This is a genomic window from Sphingobium sp. YR768 (genome assembly GCF_900111125.1).
GTDB lineage: Bacteria > Pseudomonadota > Alphaproteobacteria > Sphingomonadales > Sphingomonadaceae > Sphingobium.
In genome coordinates, this window is the sequence record NZ_FOGE01000020.1 from 1 (window position 1) to 17,896 (window position 17,896).

Here is a 17,896-nt window from a genome sequence, read left to right on the forward strand (position 1 = left end):
ACGCCATCCGGGGTAGTGCCGCAGAAGTGCAAACCCGTTCGGCACGGCGTGTAATTGGAGTTGCCGTCCCCATCTATCGTCGGGGCTTCCAGACGGATTCCGCCTGATGTATCGAAAGCATTAGCCATGGCGAACCTCCATTCGCGTGGTCAGGGCCGGGTGCGTTGCGTAGGCGCATTCCGGCCCGTTTTGGTTTTGCGGATAACAGCTAAGCCATTCAGAAATATCGGCACGGTTTTGCGTGCTTAATGGCTGAAACCTCAGCTTTTCCGCAGGGTCCATCTTAACCCCCTGTTTACGCGAAAAGCCTAGTTTCAGCGGCGCATCTAAGGGAGTGGCGGGTGTCTTATCAACAGGCCGATCTGGTCAACTGGACCGACTTTGCGCGGACCCGGAGCGAACTGGGCGCCGCATTTCTGCGCATTCTCGGCTATTTTCGGGAAGATGGCGTGAAGTCGATCGCGGCGGTCGAAGAAGCCTTTCGTGCCCGTAACGCTGCCGCGCTGGTCAGCCCGGCCCATACGCTGAAGGGCGAATCAGCGCAGTTCGGCGCCTATCGCCTGAGCGCCATGGCCGAAGAAATTGAAATGACCGCCCGCCGCTGTGTAGAAACCCGCGAGGGACCGGACGAACTGATCGAGACGGTCGTCGCGCTGCGCCCCTGCTTCACAGAGACGCTGGCGCTGATCGACCGGGACGCCAGCCCGCTTGTGCCGCGCCGTCCCGCCACCTTCGGGCGCCGTGTCGATGCCCCGCCGCCGACATTCGGCCGCGCCGGATAATCGGATCGCGCAATTACGTCTTGAAACAAAACTAATACTGCCCCCATATGGTGGGCATGACCCGTTTTTCCCTGCTCGACCTCGTCCCGGTTCGCGAAGGCGATACTGCCGCGACCGCCCTTGCCAACGCTGCCGATCTGGCCGCCCATGCCGAAGCGCTGGGCTATCACCGGCTCTGGGTGGCGGAACATCATGGCATGGCCGGCATCGCATCTGCTGCGACCGCCGTCGTGCTGGCCCATATCGGCCATGCGACCTCCACTATCCGGATCGGCGCGGGCGGCATCATGCTGCCCAATCATGCGCCGCTGCTGATCGCCGAGCAGTTCGGAACGCTGGATGCGCTCTTCCCCGGTCGGGTCGATCTGGGGCTGGGGCGCGCGCCCGGCTCCGACCAGCGCGTGTCACAGGCGATCCGCCGAACGCTGACCGGCGGGCCGGATCAGTTCCCCCGCGACATCATGGAATTACAGGCCTATTTTGCGGGCGATGACCGGCTGGGCATTCAGGCGACACCAGGCGCAGGCGCGCAGGTGCCGCTGTGGATATTGGGTTCCAGCCTCTATGGCGCGCAACTGGCCGCCGCACTGGGCCTGCCCTACGCTTTCGCCTCTCATTTCGCGCCCGCCGCACTGGACGAGGCGATCGAAATCTATCGCCGGGATTTCCGACCGTCGGCGACGCTCAAATATCCTTATGTCATGGCCGGCTATAATGTCTTTGCCGCCGATACGCAGGATGAGGCGCAATTGCTGGCCAGTTCGATGCAGCAGGCCTTTGTGAAGCTGCGCACGGGCCAGCCCGGCAAATTGCAGCCCCCGGTGCGCGACTATTTCGACAGCCTGCCGATGCAGGCGCAGGCGATGCTGGCCGACGTGCTGAGCGTGTCGAGCATCGGCACACAGGCGGATGTCGAGCGGGATATTGCCGCCTTCCTGCGCCGCACCCAGGCGGACGAACTGATCCTGACCGGTCAGATTTTCGACCCGCAGGCGCGCAAGCATAGTTTCGCCATCGCCATGGCGGCGGCTCAGGCCATCGCGACGCGCGAACCGGCCTGAACTTCCCCTTTCAGGCGCCCGCCACTCAATATCCCTGCGGCGGTGGGGGCAATCCGGCGCAGCAGCGTGCCGACAGCCACGACAACGGCCAGCACGATCAGCGGTTGCAGGATCAGATATACGGGATAGAGCGGCGCGCCCATTCGACCGGACAGACCGCCCAGCACTGGCCCGCCCAGCCAGATCAGGATCAGATGGGCGCAGAAGAGGAAGAAGGCATAGGGTTCGATACGCAATAGCGTGCCGCGTATCCGGCTGCCTGCCAGCGCCCATGCCAGCCGCCAGAAGGCCAGCGCCGCAGCGATGCGCACGGCCAAGTCTATAGCCGTCTGGGTCGTGCGCGCGCCTGTGTCCCCTATGGTGATCGCACGATAGAGTTGCAGCCCCATCAGCAGAGCGAAGGGGGCGACGGCCAGTAGCCATGGGATGGCCACTGCACGCTCCGCCCAGCCGCCGCGCCGCGCCAATATGCCGGTGGTGAAGAAGAACAGGATCGATGCGCGCATCAGCACCGGCGGCCCCAGCCCGGCGATGTGGCACGCCGCCGCCGTCAGCCCGATCAGCGCCAGCGTCCAGCCCGGAAGCCGGACCAGCAGCGGCGCGGCGACCATGCACAGGAACAGGTCGCGCAGGAATGGCATCTGCACATTGATGTCGGGATTGCGGGTGATGATCAGCACTTCATCCACCACCCACCAGAGCGATTTCGGCTGCGGCGCGGACAGGTTGAACAGCCATGCGGCGCCCCCCACCAACAGGATGGCGATGATGTTCCACAGCGCCATCGGCAGCAATATGGTGCGCGCCTTGCGCCGGACATGGCCCGACCAGTCAAGGGTCCGACTGGAGGTTGCGACCAGCCAGCCAGAGATCAGACCCAGCAGCGGCACCGCGCTGCGCCCGAACATTTCCATCAGCAGCCAGCGGAGATTTTCCTGCGGCGTGCCGCGCAGGGCCGCCAGTGCCTCGCCATTCTGACCAGTCCACGCATGGACATAGACCACCCCCAATATGCAGATGACACGCGCTATGGCGATCGCGTCGGAGCGGCGCGCTCCATCGGCCGGCAGAGTGAAAGGCAAAAGACCATCCCGATTGTTACGCCCTGACAATGCCCAAGTCCCTCTGCCTGTTCCCCGTCCGAATTGTCTCATCCGGAATGGAGGTGTTTCAGGCAATGCTTAACCCTTGTCTTCCAGACTGATGCGGGCCGTGCGCAATTGGAGATAAGCCAATATTTACCAATATCGCCTACTCACTGCCTGTTTGCCGGAAGCCTTCCGGACAAGGGGACGACAAAGGCTCATGACCCATATGCCGGGCGCTCACCATTTCTCTGCTCCTACGCCCTCGCACATGACCCCCAGCCAATCGATGGGGATGGTGTTCCAGATCGCCGGGTCAAGCTCCAAGGTGCTGATCGATTCCCATCGCCTTGCCCTGCTGGGGCAGGATGAAGACCCCTGTATCGCCATGGCGGGGCAGGTCGGCAGCCAAGTGAAGATGCGCGTCGGCAATAGCTGGCTGATTGCCAGCGTGCGCGCGATGATGCTGGATCAGGCGAGCCAGGGCATCATCGCCGATATCGATTTCCTGGGGGAAGGCGATGAGGAAAAGCTGACCGGCCGCATCTTCCGCTTCCGGCGCGGCGTTACCCGCTATCCCACGCCCGGCACCGATATCTTCCCGGTGTCGAGCCACGACATGCAGCAAATCTATGCCGCCGACGATCGCCCGCATGTGCAGATCGGCACCGTCTATCCCACGAGCGATACCCGCGCCGCGCTCTATGTCGATTCGATGCTGGGCAAGCATTTCGCCCTGCTGGGGTCGACCGGCACCGGCAAGTCGACCAGCGCCGCGCTGATCCTGCACCGCATCTGCGACCTGTCGCCACAGGGGCATATCGTCATGATCGATCCTCATGGCGAATATGGCGCGGCCTTCGCCAGCAATGGCGCGGTCTACGACATCAGCAATCTGGCCCTACCCTATTGGCTGATGAATTTCGAGGAGCATTGCGAGGTGTTCGTCACCTCACAAGGCCCCGAACGCACGATCGATAGCGACATATTGGCCAAGTGCCTGCTCGCCGCACGATCGAAGAACCGGCTGGCCGAAAGCATCGGCCGGCTGACGGTGGATTCGCCGATCCCCTATCTGCTGTCGGACCTGACAACCATTCTCCAGAATGAGATGGGGAAACTCGACAAGGGCACCAATTCGCTGCCCTATATGCGGCTCAAGACCAAGATCGACGAGATCAAGGCCGATCCGCGTTACAGCTTCATGTTCTCGGGCATGCTGGTGGCGGACACGATGCAGGCCTTTCTTGCGAAGATCTTCCGCCTGCCCTCCAATGGCAAGCCGATCTCCATCATCGATGTGTCGGCCATGCCATCCGACATCACGTCCGTCGTGGTGTCGGTGCTGTCGCGACTGGTGTTCGACTATGCGATCTGGGCACGCGATGAGCCGCAGCGCCCCATATTGCTGGTCTGCGAGGAAGCGCATCGCTACATTCCCAATTCGACCAGCGGTTCGGGTCAGGCGGTGCGCAAGATATTGGAGCGGATCGCCAAGGAAGGCCGTAAATATGGCATTTCGCTGGGCCTGATCACCCAGCGTCCGTCCGATCTGGCCGAAGGCGTGCTGTCGCAGTGCGGCACCATCATCGCGATGCGCCTGAACAACGACCGCGACCAGGCCTTCGTGAAAGCCGCCATGCCCGAAGGCGCGCGCGGCTTCCTCGATTCGATCCCGGCGCTGCGCAATCGGGAGGCAATCATCTGCGGCGAAGGCGTCGCCGTGCCGATCCGCGTGTCGCTCGATACGCTGGAAGAGCATCGCCGTCCCGCATCGGGCGACCCCAGCTTCACCGAACTCTGGCGTCAGTCGGGCAATGAGGCCGATATCCTCGACCGCACCATCACCCGCTGGCGCAGTCAGGGCCGTTAACCTGCTGGCGCGATGCGCCCTGCCGGCTCCGCTTCGCTATGCACCGCCTCGCGACATTCTTCCTCATGCACGGGGACCATCAGCTTGGCCTTGCGCCAGCCGCCCTGCGCATAGACCGCCCAGGCAAGCAGCAGCGCCACCCCCGATCCGACGGGGAAGCTGAGCCATAGCGCATTGGCGCCGAGCGAAGGATAGCCCAGCTCATAAAAGCCCAGCCGCACACCGAACAGGGTGAAGGTCAGGATCAGCAGCGGGGCCACCACCACGCCGTTGGCGCGCATGACGCCGAACAGGATCATGGTGATGCCGAATATCAGGAAGCTCCAGCTCGCCAGCAACTGCATGTTCCAGGCCGCGTCGATCGCCGCCTGGTTGCTGCCCAGGAACAGCGACAGCAGCGGCGCGTGGAACAGCAGGATGATGGCGATCATCGCGCTGGTGATCGCGAGCAGATAGCCGATGCCATAGCCGGTGATGCGGCTGATCCGGTCCCACCGACCAGCCCCCACATTCTGCGCGGCCATGGCGCTGACCGCCGCGCCCATCGCCATCGCCGGCATCTGAAGATAGGTCCAGATCTGCTGCGCCGCGCCATAAGCGGCCGTCACCAGCAGGCCTTCGCGATTGACGAGCCCGATCATCACCAGCCCGGATGCCGACATGACGATCATCTGAAGGCCCATGGGCAGCCCCTTCCCCACCAGCACGCGCATCTCGTCAGCGGCGGGCCAGAGATAGCGCAGTTCCGCGCCGCGCAGCCGCAACGGCAGATCCTTTGCATAGGTGAAGCTGACCAGCCCGATCAGGCTGACGAAACCGGCCGCCGCCGTGGCGGCCGCCGACCCGGCAATGCCGAACGCCGGGATCGGCCCCAGCCCCAGGATCAACACGGGGTTCAGGATAAGGTCGATGGCGACGCTGACGATCATGAAGATGAGCGGCGTGCGCGCATCCCCTGCCCCGCGCAGACCCATCATCATCATGACGCTGAGCAGGGTGGCCGGCATGGCGATGAAGATGACGCGCAGATAGACGAGCGCCAGCGGGAAGGCTTCGGCCGGCGTCGCCAGCAGGCGCAGCAGCGCGGGCGCGCCGATCCACCCGGCAATGGCAACGCCAAGGCCAAGCATCGAGCAGAAGCCGACGGCCGATCCGAAGGCACGGCGCGCGGCATCCAGATCGCGCCTGCCGATCGCCTGCGCGATCATCACGGTCGACGCCATGCCGAAGCCGAACACGACCGAGAACATCAGGAACATGATGATATTGGCATTGGCGGTCGCCGCCAGCGCCTGCGCGCCCAGAAAGCGGCCGACCCAGATGGCGTTGATCGATCCGTTCAGGGACTGGAGAATATTGGACGCTAGTGTCGGAATGGCGAACAGCAGCAGGGTCGAGGCGATCGGCCCCTGCGTCAGATCTTTTCCGCCCTTGCTCTGTCCACTCACGCCCCGGCCCTCCCTCGTGGGTGCTCCTGCGAAAGCAGGAGCCCAGGGCGAACCGGCATGACCTGGCAACCTGGGCTCCTGCTTTCGCAGGAGCACCAGTCTCTTTAACGCCTTAGCCCAGCCGGTCCAGCGCCGCCTTCAGCCTTTTCGCCTCGGCGGTCTTTTCGGCATGATCCTCGCGCGCCTTGGCGACGGCTTCGGGCTTGGCCTTTTCGACGAAGCTGGGGTTGGACAGGCGACCGCCCAGACCATCCCGCTCCTTCTCCGCCGCGGCCAGCGCCTTGGCGAGACGGGTCTTTTCCGCCGCGATGTCGATCACGCCTTCCAGCCTGAGAATGTAGGTCACATTATCGACCACGATTTGCGCGCTCGCCCCTTCGACCAACACCTTGTTCATGGTGCTGCCCCACTGCACCTTGGCCATGCGCGACAAGGTGGTTTCATATTTGGGCATCAGAGGCAAAAGCCTGTCGATGAGCGCGTCCTCTTCGGTGAACGCCTGCATCGCAATAGATGCGCCGGGCGGGACATTGAGTTCGGTGCGCGCTGCACGGATACCGCTCACCAGACGGATCAGCCAGTCGATTTCCGCCTGCGCATCAGTGTCGACGGCGGCGAGCGCCTGCGGCCATTGCGCCACGATCAGCTCATTCGCACGCTCGCCGGTCAGATGCCACAGCTCTTCGGTGATGAAGGGCATGAAGGGGTGGAGCATGACCAATATCTGGTCGAACGCCCAGCCCGCGACGGCCTTCGTCTCGTCGTCCATCGCGCCCTTGGTGAGTTCGATATACCAGTCGCAAAACTGGTCCCAGACGAAATGATAGATGGCGTTGGCGGCCGCATCGAACCGCAGTTCGACCATCGCCGTGTCGATCGCCTGTACCGTCGCGACCGTCTCCGCGATGATCCAGCGGTTGACCGGCAGCGTGGCATGCGGCGCTTCATGGGCCGTCGAGGCGGTGACACCGTTCGACTGGAGGAAGCGCGCGGCATTCCACAGCTTCGTCGCGAAGTTGCGATAGCCCTCGACCCGCTTCTCATCCATCTTCACGTCACGGCCCTGGCTTTCCATCGCCGCCATGAAGAAGCGCAGCGCGTCCGCGCCGAACTTGTCGATCAGGCCCAGCGGATCGACCACATTGCCCTTGGACTTGGACATTTTCTGTCCGTCCGCCGCGCGAACGAGGCCGTGGAGATAGAGCTTCTTCCACGGGACCTGCCCCATGAACTCCATCCCCTGCATCGCCATGCGGGCGTCCCAGAAGAACAGGATGTCGAAGCCGCTGATCAGCAGATCATTGGGGTAATGGCGCGACAGCTTGTCGCTCTGCTCCGGCCAGCCCAGCGTGCCGAACGGCCAGAGAGCCGAGGAGAACCAGGTATCGAGGACGTCGGGATCGCGGGTCAGCAAAACTTTATCGCGCTGCTTCAAGGCAGCGTCCTGTATTTCAACGCCGAAATGCATCTCATCGGAGAGCATTCGAATATTTTCAGCACTATATCGAACTCGTGCTTGCTCAATAGCGTCTTGTTCATCAACCGCCACGAATACTTCCGGATGCAAACCCGTTAACTCAGGAGCACGTGAACCAATTAGGTAGTGCAAACCGCCATCTTTATCGATTGCCGGGCCATACCATACGGGGATCTGATGTCCCCACCAGAGCTGGCGCGAGACGCACCAGGGCTGGATATTCTCCATCCAGTTGAAAAAGGTCTTTTCCCACGTCTTGGGCACGATCTCGATCGCGCCGTCGCGCACGGCCTGCATCGGCGCGACCGCCAGCTTTTCCGCGTCGACATACCATTGGTCGGTCAGCCAGGGTTCGATCACCACGTTGGAGCGGTCGCCGAACGGCGTCTGGATCGTGCGCGGCTCGAAATCGGCAGAGACGTCCTCGCCTTCCTTGTTCTTGGTGACATGGGGGACGAGGAAGCCGAGTGCCTTCATCTCCGCGACCACGGCTTCGCGGGCGCCGTCCACGCCATCCTTCTTGAAGCGGTGCAGTCCCAGGAAGCGGTCGGGGATCAGGCCGTCGGCGGTCTGGACGACATTGGCGTCGGCATCGAACATGTTGAGCATGTCGCCAGCCTTGAAGCCCGCGCGCTTGCCCACGTCGAAGTCATTGAAATCATGGCCCGGCGTGATCTTGACCGCACCGGTGCCCAGTGCCGGATCGGCATGTTCGTCGGCCACGATCTTGAAGCGGCGGCCGGTGATCGGCTGGAGGATGTCCTTGCCGATGACAGACTTGTAGCGCTCATCGTCGGGGTGCACGGCAATCGCCATGTCGGCCAGCATCGTTTCCGGCCGCGTGGTGGCGACGACGATATGGTCGCTGCCGTCGGCCAGCGTCACGCCATCGGCCAGCGGATAGCGGAAGCGCCAGAAGCCGCCCTTCGTCTCGACCGTTTCGACCTCAAGGTCGGAGATGGCGGAGCGGAAATGCGGGTCCCAGTTCACCAGCCGCTTGTCGCGATAGAGAAGGCCGCGCTTGTGCAGTTCCACGAAGGTCTTGATGACCGCCTTGGAAAAGCCCTCATCCATGGTGAAGCGTTCGTTCGCCCAGTCCATCGAGCAGCCCAGCCGCCGCAACTGGCCGGTGATGGTGCCGCCGCTTTCGGCCTTCCATTCCCACACCTTGTCCACGAACTGCTCGCGGGTGAAGTCGGTGCGCTTCTGTTGCTTGGCGTTCAGCTGCCGCTCGACCACCATCTGCGTGGCGATGCCGGCATGGTCGGTGCCGACCACCCACAAGGCGTCCTTGCCGCGCAGCCGCTCGTAGCGGATCACGATATCCTGCAACGTGTTGTCGAGCGCATGGCCGATATGCAGGCTGCCCGTAACGTTCGGCGGCGGGTTCACGATGGTGAAGGGCACAGCGTCCGGCCGTTCGGGGCGGAACAGGCCGTTGGCCTCCCAATGGGCGTACCAGCGGGATTCGATATCGACGGGGTCGAAGGTTTTGGGCAGTTCGGTCATGGTTGCGCTTTAGCGGCTGGGGCGCGACACGCAAGAGAGGGCAGGCGTCAGAGCAGGCTATCCATGATCTCCGGTGGCAGGCCAGACCGAATGGTGATGCCGCCATCCCCCTTTCGCGCCACCAGTTGCGGTTCGGACAGACTATTGTCGAATATCCAAGCCCTGTCCGCCCGGTCGAAGAACCAGCGCAGTTGCGCGAAAGACCGCGCCCGGCGCGCCCCAACCTTGTCAGGTGGCACATCATGGCCACCCTTGGCCACGCGATAGGCGATCCGCTCCAACTGCCGCTCGACCGAATCCAGATAGACGTAGATCAGCAGGATCTCGAAGCCCTTGCCCTGGGCCTTCTCCACCAGCCGGCGATATTTGGGACTGGACAGCACGGTTTCGACGCCGATCGTCTGGTGCACATCGATGGAGGCATCGAGCCATGCTTCGATCCGTTGCACCGCCGCCAGATTGGCCGCTTCCTGATCCAGATGTTCGCTGTCATGCAACCGGGCGGTCAGCAGGTCCGGATTGATGATCCACACCGACCCATCAAATTCCGCTACATCGCTGCGCCCATAAGCGGAACTTTTGCCGCAGCCGTTCGGTCCCGCGACGATCCACAGGCGCGGGCGGGCATAACCCTTCCCCTTCCCGCTCAATCCTTGGCCTTGATGGCGCGATTCTCTTCGCGCGCCTTGCGCACGCTGGCCTTGAAGGAAGCCAGAAACTCCGCGCCGAAATTGGGGCTGTCGGCATCGACAACGCGCAGCTTCACCGCCTTCCCGTCCTTGTGAACGGTCCGGTATTTGGGCTTGCCCGGCTTGCCCATGTCGATGGGGCCATCGACGATATCGACCTTCATCTTTGCCATGGGGTCAATATAGCAGGCCGGGCCAGCCGCTTAAAGGCTCATTTCCCCGTCCACTTGTCCAGCCAGCCCAGCGCCTCGCCATACCATTGCAGCGAGTTCTTCGGCTTCAGGACCCAGTGATTTTCATCCGGAAAGACGAGCAGTTTCGAAGGAATGTCCCGCCGCTGGAGCGCGGTGAAGGCGGCCAGACCCTGCGTGTAGGGGATGCGGAAATCCTTTTCGCTGGTCACGACCAGCATCGGCGTCTTCCACGCGGCGACATGGTTGACCGGGTTCCATTTCTCGAACTCTTCCGGTTTCTCATAATAGGGACCGCCATGCTCCCATTCGTCGAACCACAATTCCTCGGTTTCATAGGCCATGGCGCGGGCGTCGAACACGCCGTCATGCTGGACGATGCATTTGAAGCCGTCGGCCCACTGGCCTTCGATCCAGTTCATCATATAGCCGCCATAGCTGGCGCCCAGCGCGCAGGCCTTGCCCGCATCGACCTGTGCGTCCTTCACAGCAGCGGCGGCGAGGCCGAGTTTCAGGTCTTCGAGCGGCTTGCCGCCCCAATCCTTGTTGATGGCGTCGGTGAAGGCCTGCCCATATCCCGTGCTGCCATGGAAATCGACGATCACCGCTGCATAGCCATGCGCCGCAAACGCCTTGGGATTCCAGCGATAGGACCATGAATCGTTGAAGCTGCCCTGCGGCCCGCCATGGACCAGGAAGGCCACCGGCAGCTTGCCGGCTGCGCCTTTGGGCTTCACGATCTGGCCCCAGACGGTGTCGCCATTGGCGCCCTTGAAGCTGTAGCGTTCGACCGACACGTCATCCACGCCAGCGAGTTTCACAGCATTGACGTCAGTCAGACGGACGGGCTTGCCCTTCCCGCCCGGCATCTTCCAGAAATCGGCGGGCGACTGGATGCTGTCCATCGCATAGACGAAGCCACCCTGCGGTAGCGGCAAGACGCTGCCGGCATGGCCCTTTTCCGTCAGGCGCGCGACCTTGCCCGATACGGCGTCAACGCGGAACACCGGATTGTCCAGCACGTCATTGGCGGTGACGAGCAGCCCCTTGCCATTGGCTTCCCATGCGATCGAGGCGATGGAGCGGTCCCAGCCTTCCGTCAGCGCCTTCGTTTCGCCGGTGGCGATGCTGCGCAGCATCAGCACCTGCCGGTCGGCTTCATAGGTCGGCCGCTTCATCGCCACATAGGCCAGCCACTTTCCGTCCGGCGACACGGTCGGCAGAGTATCGGTCGCGTCATTGGCGTCGGTCAGGTTGGTCGGCGCGGCGCTGCCGTCTGCGGGCACCGAGAAAATGTCGAGATTGGTCGACAGCGGTTCGATTCGGCCTGCTTCCCGCAAGGCGAAGAACAGGGTCTTGCTATCCTGGCCCCAGGCGATTTCCTCCGCGCCGCCAAAGGGCTTGGACGGGCTATCGCCCACCAGACCGCCCATCACCGAAACGGCCGGACCGCCCGCGACCGGCATGACGAAAATCTGCGAGCGCTGGCCGTCCGACCATGTGTCCCAATGGCGCACAAACAACTGGTCGTAGACACGGCCCGATCCTGCTTCCTTCGGTGCATCGGCCTTCACATCGTCGATCGTCTTCGCGCCGACCGGGCGATCGGCCCACAGCGCGACCTTGCTGCCATCGGGGCTGAGCAGGAAGCCGGAGATGCCGCCGGACGCGTTGCTGATCTGCACCGGATCGCCGCCGGACAGCGCGACCCGCCACAACTGGTCGTCACCGCTGGCGTTCGACTGAAAATAGAGCGCGGAGCCATCGGGCGAGAAGACCGGCGACGCCTCATTCTTGTCCGGCTTCGATGCGATCAGCTTTGGCGCCTGTCCGGCCTTGCTGATGTCGAGCAGATAGAGGTCGGTCCGCCCCCTATTACCGGCCAGATCGGTGCTGCGCAGTTGATAGGCCATCCATTTGCCGTCCGGCGACACGGCCGGCGCGCCGATCCGGTCCAGACCCACCATGTCGGCGGGTGTGAAAGGCCGGGCAATAGCGGATGTCGGGCACAGGGTCAGCAGGGCAGGCGCCAGCGCGGTGGCGGCCAGCGCAGCGGTCAGGATTTTCTTCATGAGACAGGCTTTCCAGATCGATCGCCTGCGCCCCGACAGGACATCATAGGGCGGCGGGCGATACGGATGATGGCCAAGGACTAATCCCGGACAGCCGTGCCGACAAGTCCGATCAGGCGGCCACACCTTCCGCCCTGGCAAAGGCGTCCAGCTTCGCGAGGTAGGCGGCCCGCTGCGCCTCCTCCATCCATCCCGCGTTGAAGGCATTGCGCGACAGCATGACCAGTTCCGCCTTGGTCAGCGCGCTGCGCGCCTGCGCCTTCACCAGCACTTCATTGAGATATTCGCTGCCCATATAGGCCGGATCGTCGGAATTGATGGTGAGGGTGAGGCCCGTATCGATCATCCCGCGCACGACATCGACCGGCGGCGCTTCCCCACGCACCGTGCCGGAAAAGCTGGGGCACACGGTGAAATACAGGTTCCGCGCCTTCGCCGCCGCGATCAGTTCGGGCGACTCCAATATATTGCCGCCATGGTCGATGCGGTCGACGCGCAGTTCGACGATCGCCTGCCGCAGATGAGCGATTATGTCCTTCTGGTTGAGGTCGCAATGCGCCGTAACCTTCAGACCCGCCGCCCGCGCCTTAGCGAAATGGGCGGCGAACTTGGTCGGCGGATTGTCCTTCTCGTCCGAATCCAGCCCGACCGCGACCAGTTGATCGCGAAACGGCAGCGCCGCATCCAGCGCCGCCATGGCCGATTCGGCCGATAGATCGCGCACGAAACAAAGGATGAGTTGCGACCGGATACCCAGCTTTGCCTCGGCATCCTGCCGCGCCTGGGTGATGCCGCCGATCACTGCGGCCATCGGCACGCCGCGCTTGAGATGCTCCTGCGGGTCGAAGAACATTTCGGCATAGAGGATATTCTGCGACGCCGCTTTCGCCAGATAGGCATAGGCCAGATCGTAGAAATCCTGCTGTGTCCGCAGCACCTTCATGCCGTCATAATAGATGGCCAGAAAGCTGGGCAGGTCATGATAGCGATAGCTGGCCTTCATCGCGGCGACATCGGCAAAGGGCAGGTCCAGCCCGTTGCGCTTCGCCAGCGCGAATTTCATCTCCGCTTCCAGCGTGCCTTCCAGATGAACATGATATTCCGCCTTGGGCAGAGCGGCGATGAAGCGGGCCATATCGGCCCCGTCCGCATCCTGCGCGGCCCAGGCTGGCAGGGATGAAGCACAGGCTGCGACAGATGCACCAGCCATTGCCCGGATCATCGCGCGCCTGCTTATCATCGACCATCACCCCCTTGAAACCCGAGCTTCTATCCGGGGATCGGGGCACGCCTGTCCATCATGGAATAGGCGACAGGCCGTCGCAAAAAAGGAAGCGGCCCGACCTTAACGGCCGGTGATGCGCGCGATTTCCTTGGCCACCATTTCCTCGACCATGGAAGGAAGCCTTGTGTCCAGCCATTCCTTCAGCATGGGCTTGAGCATCGAACGGACAAGGCCGTCGAGCGTGTTGTCGCCGCCATCCCTGGGCGTCACCAGCATCGAGGACAGGGCGGAAAGCGAATGGCGCGCGGCGACTTCGCTTTCGACCGACAGGATCGAATCGTCGGTTTCGGCAGCAACGGCCTTGGGCGCGGCTTTGGGAGCAGGCACGGCGTCTTCCTCCGCAATCTCGTCGGTCAATTCCAGCACTTCTTCGATCGCCGTTTCCACGGGGACAGGCGCAATCGGCGGCAGCGCAGTGGCTTTCGCCTCCCCCCGCATACGGCGCGGCGCAGCCTGCATCGCTTCCTCGCCTTCTTCAGCAATGATCCGCTTGATGGACGAGAGTATCTCTTCCATCGAGGGTTCCTTGGTCATGTCACCCATGGATAGTCCCCGTCCAACACGCATTGCGCATCCCTAGCCTTTAAGATTACCCGACCGGGTTAACAAGCAGTTAAGGCTGCTGCGCAGAAGCCGCATCGACATTGGCATTTTGCGTCGGCGTGTCAACGGTGCGCGTGGCGACCGGCTTGGCGGCGGGATCGAAATCCCAGTCGAACCATTTGCCCTTCACCCGCTCATAATTGACCATCGGATCATAGAGCGTGCCGCTTTCCAGCCCCAGATCATCGGCTTCGGCATGGCCCATCGCCGCCAGCAGGCTGAAACCCGCGACATAGGCGTTGCGCCGCGCCGTCACCAATTGAACCTTGGCGTTAAGCGATTCCTGCTCGGCATTCAGGATATCGAGAATAGTGCGGCTACCGACCGAATTTTCGGCACGCACACCTTCCAGCGACAGATCGGCGGCATCGACCGCCCGATTGCTCGACTCGATCGTCTGGAGCGATGCCTGCCAACTGGCATAGGCGGCGCGAGTCTGGGCGATGACGCCGCGCTCGGTTTCGATCTCCTGCTCGATCGCCTGCGACTCAAGCGCCTGATTTTGCCGCACCTGCGCCGCTGGGCGCCCACCCTGATAAATCGGGATGGTCAGTTGCACGCCTGCCGCCGCCTGTTTGTTGATCTGCGGCCCCTCCACCGCATTGCCTTCGGCATCCTGCGCGGTGCCGCCCAGCGAATGGAGATAATTGGTATAGCCCGCCTGGGTGAAAGCCGACACGGTAGGCATCACCGATCCGCGGGCCGCCTTCACATCATAGCGACGCGCCTCACGCTGCTTCTGCGCGCTCAGAATATCGGGATTGTCCTTCAGCGCGACCTGCACCGCCACTTCGGGATCGGCCGGAAGGCCGGGCAATTGCGGCGGCGATTCCAGCGCATCAGGCGCTTCGCCCACCAGTGCGATGTAATTTTCGCGGCTGGTGATCAGATTCGCCTGCGCCGTCTGAAAATCCGACCGCGCCAGCGCCAGACGAGACTGCGACTGAGCGACGTCGGTGCGGGTAAGGTCGCCGACTTCGAAACGGTCGTTGGTCGCCTGGAGATTGACCTCCAGTACCTTCACGTTGGCCTGATTGAGCGACACGATCGCCATGTCGCGGATCACGTCCATATAGGCACCGACCGTTTGCGAAAAGATGCTGGCTTCGGTGCCACGCAGTCCCGCTTGCCCCGCTGCGACCCGGATCTTGGCAGCCTTCACGCCATTGCGCACCGTGCCGCCGCTATAGATCGGCACGCTCAGGTTCGCCTGCGCATTCACGGTCCGCTGCGGCGAGGTGAAGCTGATCGTCGGCTTGAGGATGCTTTCGCTATAGCTGCCGGTCACGTCCAGCCCGGGACGTCCGGCCGCCTTCTGGATCGGCACATTCTCGTCCGTCGCGCGCTGACCAGCACGCGCGGCAGTCAGCGTGGGGTTGGACGCATAGGCTTTGGCCAACGCGCCCTGCAAAGTTTCCGCCTGCGCCGGGACGATGGTCAAAGCAGAGGTGAGCAACAGCAGTGCGGCTGCGGCACGATGCCGTGTGTAGGTGCGCTTCGCTGTCATCTCCCCCCGCCTGTCATATTAGAATGTAAAAGCCTTGGGCGCGCTGAAACCGGGCAGCACGACCATTTCCATATCCGTAAGGCTGTTCAGCCCCAGCAGACCACCAATCACCCGGCCGCTGCTCAGGCGGGTCACGCCGCGATCGGCGATCCCCGTCACGACGCGCGCGTCCTCGGCGAGTTGCTGAACGAGCGCGGCGGGAACTTCCTCCACGGCGCCGTCAACGAAAAGAACATCATAGGGCGCACCGGCCACAGCACCGGCGCCCAGCGCGCCACGCACCACGGTCACGCCGGGAAGTGCAATATCTGTGCCGCCCTCTTCCTCGACCGCCGTCACCTGCGCACCCAGTTCGGTCAGCAGTGCGGCGGCATAGCCGGTCGCTGCGCCGATCAGCAGCACCTTGTCGCCCGGCACGATCTGCGCTTCCTTGAGCAGGCGGCCCGTCACCAGCGGCGGATTGAGCGCGCGATCGGCGCTCAGCGGAATCGGACGGTCGATATAGGCCATGGCACGGCGTTCGGCGGGCACGAAATCCTCGCGCGGCACCTTGGCCATCACGGCGATCACGCGCTGGTCGTCCACGTCGCTGGTGCGCAACTGGCTCTCGACCATGGCGGCCCGCATCGAAGAATAGTTCTGCTCGGTCACGATAATTCCTCGCTTGGCACAACTGTATTGGCAATGCAATACACTATGGGGATCATCGGACCTCTAAATCAGCCTGCGCCCCGCGCCAAGCGGGTTTCCACGAGGGGTGAGAAGATTCTTGCATCCTGCGTGACATCCCCGGCTTGACTTTGCGTTTAAAGCCGCACATTTGCGGCGTCCCACACCGAGGCCCGATGGCGGAGTGGTGACGCAGAGGACTGCAAATCCTTGCACGCCGGTTCGATTCCGGCTCGGGCCTCCAAAATCCTGTCTGGCGACGTCTGCCAACAGTTGAAAGATCCCTGATTTCCGGTAGTTTATGGGCATTCTCTGATTGTCAGTGGATGCCCTTGTTTGCCTGCAATTGCGGATGATAGGGGCCTAATTTGGGGGCCTCAAAAGGCCCCAGCAGAATCGAGGCCCCCAATGGTGCTAACCGATACCGCTATCCGCAATGCCAAGCCCGCAGATAAGCCTTACAAGGTTACTGACTCCCAAGGTTTGTATCTGCTCGTCAATCCAAGAGGCAGCAAGCTGTGGCGAATCAAATACCGGATCGACGGCGTAGAGCGAAAACTGTCACTCGGGGCGTATCCCGAGATTACCTTGGCCGAGGCGCGCGCTGCCAGGGATGCCGCCCGTAGGCAGCTGGCTCATGCGATCGATCCCAACGTAGCCAAACGACAAGCCCGCATTGAGGCGAGCATTCGGGCCAGCAACAGCTTCGCTAGCGTGGCCGAGGAATTGATAGAGAAGAAAGCGCGTGAGGGGTTGGCTGAGCCGACGCTGGAGAAGATGCGCTGGTTTGTGAAACTGATGGGGGCAGACTTCGGAAAGCGACCTGTCACCGATATCACGCCTCAGGAACTTCTTCATGAACTGCAGAAGCATGAACGGCGTGGCCGCTTGGAAACCGCCAATCTCCTGCGCGCCTTTGCCAGCCGTGTTTTCCGCTTTGCAGTTGCAACGGCCCGTGCCGAACGTGATCCGGCGCAACTCCTGATCGGCGCATTGACCACACCGCGAGTCAAGCACTTCGCCGCCATCATTGATCCGAACGAGTTCGGCGCCCTCCTGCGCGCTATCGAAGATTATCAGGGTGACCCCGCCGTCATGTATGCTTTGAAACTTACACCCCATGTCTTCCAACGTCCCGGCGAACTGCGGCAAATGGAATGGGCTGAGGTAAATTTCGACAAAGCTGTCTGGACAATCCCGGTAACAAAGATGAAAATGCGCCAGCCCCATTCGGTGCCTCTGTCTCGGCAGGCTCTCGCGATACTGCAAGCCATGCGATCCTTATCCGGCTCCGGCCGCTATGTGTTCCCTTCGATCCGCACCCGAGCAAGGCCGATCAGCGAAAACACCATCAACGCGGCATTGCGGCGCATGGGCTATTCCAAAGAGCAAATGACGGCACACGGCTTCCGAACATCTGCATCATCCCTGTTGAACGAATCCGGCAAATGGAACCCGGACGCCATCGAGCGCGCACTGGCACATATGGTGGCGGGGTCCGTTCGTCGCATATATAACCAGTCCGCCTATTGGGTCGAACGTGTTGAAATGGCGCAGTGGTGGAGCGACTATATGGACGAACTGCGAAAAGGCGGCAACAGATGACGGGCCCGCCCTGCCCTACTCTATCGCAGGCAATGCTTCA

The 17,896-nt window shown here is 62.5% G+C and carries 14 protein-coding genes and 1 tRNA gene; 5 read left to right on the forward strand and 10 right to left on the reverse strand.

Features of this window, described 5'->3' with window-relative positions:
* The first annotated feature begins 341 nt into the window (after positions 1-341).
* Both BMX92_RS19015 and BMX92_RS19020 read left to right on the forward strand, forming a co-directional pair.
* Positions 342-782, forward strand: a complete 441-nt coding sequence (locus BMX92_RS19015) for an Hpt domain-containing protein (RefSeq protein ID WP_093019434.1) — start codon at positions 342-344, stop codon at positions 780-782.
* A 56-nt stretch (positions 783-838) separates the two neighbouring features.
* Complete coding sequence (locus BMX92_RS19020; RefSeq protein WP_093019557.1) at positions 839-1,843, forward strand: LLM class flavin-dependent oxidoreductase; 1,005 nt, start codon at positions 839-841, stop codon at positions 1,841-1,843.
* Here BMX92_RS19020 and BMX92_RS19025 read toward each other — a convergent pair.
* Entirely contained in the window at positions 1,813-2,925 is a 1,113-nt protein-coding gene (locus tag BMX92_RS19025; protein ID WP_093019436.1) for an acyltransferase family protein, read from the reverse strand. The genes BMX92_RS19020 and BMX92_RS19025 overlap by 31 nt on opposite strands.
* A 223-nt stretch (positions 2,926-3,148) precedes the next feature.
* Here BMX92_RS19025 and BMX92_RS19030 point away from each other — a divergent pair, with 223 nt between their 5' ends.
* Entirely contained in the window at positions 3,149-4,801 is a 1,653-nt protein-coding gene (locus BMX92_RS19030; RefSeq protein WP_093019438.1) for an ATP-binding protein, read from the forward strand.
* On the opposite strand, the gene BMX92_RS19035 is transcribed toward BMX92_RS19030, so the two are convergent.
* The 9 genes from BMX92_RS19035 to BMX92_RS19075 form a co-directional block, all read right to left on the reverse strand.
* Positions 4,798-6,249, reverse strand: coding sequence for an MATE family efflux transporter (locus BMX92_RS19035; protein WP_177185149.1), 1,452 nt, complete (start codon positions 6,247-6,249; stop codon positions 4,798-4,800). The two genes, BMX92_RS19030 and BMX92_RS19035, sit on opposite strands and share 4 nt — an antisense overlap.
* Positions 6,250-6,361: 112 nt before the next feature.
* Complete coding sequence (locus tag BMX92_RS19040; RefSeq protein ID WP_093019440.1) at positions 6,362-9,235, reverse strand: valine--tRNA ligase; 2,874 nt, start codon at positions 9,233-9,235, stop codon at positions 6,362-6,364.
* 47 nt (positions 9,236-9,282) lie between these two features.
* The gene (locus BMX92_RS19045; protein WP_093019442.1) at positions 9,283-9,885 is read right to left on the reverse strand and encodes an AAA family ATPase; all 603 of its coding nucleotides are present in this window, start codon (positions 9,883-9,885) and stop codon (positions 9,283-9,285) included.
* Positions 9,882-10,097, reverse strand: coding sequence for a hypothetical protein (locus BMX92_RS19050; RefSeq protein ID WP_093019444.1), 216 nt, complete (start codon positions 10,095-10,097; stop codon positions 9,882-9,884). The genes BMX92_RS19045 and BMX92_RS19050 overlap by 4 nt, the downstream gene beginning before the upstream one ends.
* A gap of 38 nt (positions 10,098-10,135) precedes the next feature.
* Positions 10,136-12,187, reverse strand: a complete 2,052-nt coding sequence (locus BMX92_RS19055) for a S9 family peptidase (protein WP_093019446.1) — start codon at positions 12,185-12,187, stop codon at positions 10,136-10,138.
* 112 nt (positions 12,188-12,299) lie between these two features.
* The gene (gene add, locus BMX92_RS19060) at positions 12,300-13,409 is read right to left on the reverse strand and encodes an adenosine deaminase (protein WP_256213510.1); all 1,110 of its coding nucleotides are present in this window, start codon (positions 13,407-13,409) and stop codon (positions 12,300-12,302) included.
* A 123-nt stretch (positions 13,410-13,532) separates the two neighbouring features.
* Positions 13,533-14,015: a DUF2497 domain-containing protein gene (locus BMX92_RS19065; RefSeq protein WP_093019448.1), complete on the reverse strand. Its 483-nt coding sequence runs from the start codon at positions 14,013-14,015 to the stop codon at positions 13,533-13,535.
* Positions 14,016-14,085: 70 nt separating this feature from the next.
* Positions 14,086-15,582 carry a TolC family outer membrane protein gene (locus tag BMX92_RS19070; RefSeq protein WP_093019450.1) on the reverse strand — a complete coding sequence of 499 codons (1,497 nt, stop codon included), beginning with the start codon at positions 15,580-15,582 and terminating at the stop codon, positions 14,086-14,088.
* 18 nt (positions 15,583-15,600) lie between these two features.
* Positions 15,601-16,233: a protein-L-isoaspartate O-methyltransferase family protein gene (locus tag BMX92_RS19075; protein ID WP_093019452.1), complete on the reverse strand. Its 633-nt coding sequence runs from the start codon at positions 16,231-16,233 to the stop codon at positions 15,601-15,603.
* A gap of 188 nt (positions 16,234-16,421) precedes the next feature.
* Between BMX92_RS19075 and BMX92_RS19080 the strand changes: the two genes are divergently transcribed.
* Together BMX92_RS19080 and BMX92_RS19085 are read left to right on the forward strand one after the other, a co-directional pair.
* Positions 16,422-16,495 (forward strand) — tRNA-Cys (locus BMX92_RS19080).
* Between the two features lie 164 nt (positions 16,496-16,659).
* Positions 16,660-17,856 (forward strand): tyrosine-type recombinase/integrase, encoded by a 1,197-nt coding sequence (locus BMX92_RS19085; protein ID WP_093019454.1) that lies wholly within the window; start codon positions 16,660-16,662, stop codon positions 17,854-17,856.
* The last annotated feature ends 40 nt before the right edge of the window (positions 17,857-17,896 follow it).

What these genes read in the sequence shown, in the direction of transcription:
- BMX92_RS19020 (WP_093019557.1), top strand. Translation starts at nt 839, where the DNA reads ATGACCCGTTTTTCCCTGCTCGACCTCGTCCCGGTTCGCGAAGGCGAT.
- BMX92_RS19030 (WP_093019438.1), top strand. Translation starts at nt 3,149, where the DNA reads ATGACCCATATGCCGGGCGCTCACCATTTCTCTGCTCCTACGCCCTCG.
- BMX92_RS19040 (WP_093019440.1), bottom strand. Translation starts at nt 9,235, where the DNA reads ATGACCGAACTGCCCAAAACCTTCGACCCCGTCGATATCGAATCCCGC.
- BMX92_RS19050 (WP_093019444.1), bottom strand. Translation starts at nt 10,097, where the DNA reads ATGGCAAAGATGAAGGTCGATATCGTCGATGGCCCCATCGACATGGGC.
- BMX92_RS19055 (WP_093019446.1), bottom strand. Translation starts at nt 12,187, where the DNA reads ATGAAGAAAATCCTGACCGCTGCGCTGGCCGCCACCGCGCTGGCGCCT.
- add (WP_256213510.1), bottom strand. Translation starts at nt 13,409, where the DNA reads ATGATCCGGGCAATGGCTGGTGCATCTGTCGCAGCCTGTGCTTCATCC.
- BMX92_RS19065 (WP_093019448.1), bottom strand. Translation starts at nt 14,015, where the DNA reads ATGGGTGACATGACCAAGGAACCCTCGATGGAAGAGATACTCTCGTCC.
- BMX92_RS19070 (WP_093019450.1), bottom strand. Translation starts at nt 15,582, where the DNA reads ATGACAGCGAAGCGCACCTACACACGGCATCGTGCCGCAGCCGCACTG.
- BMX92_RS19085 (WP_093019454.1), top strand. Translation starts at nt 16,660, where the DNA reads ATGGTGCTAACCGATACCGCTATCCGCAATGCCAAGCCCGCAGATAAG.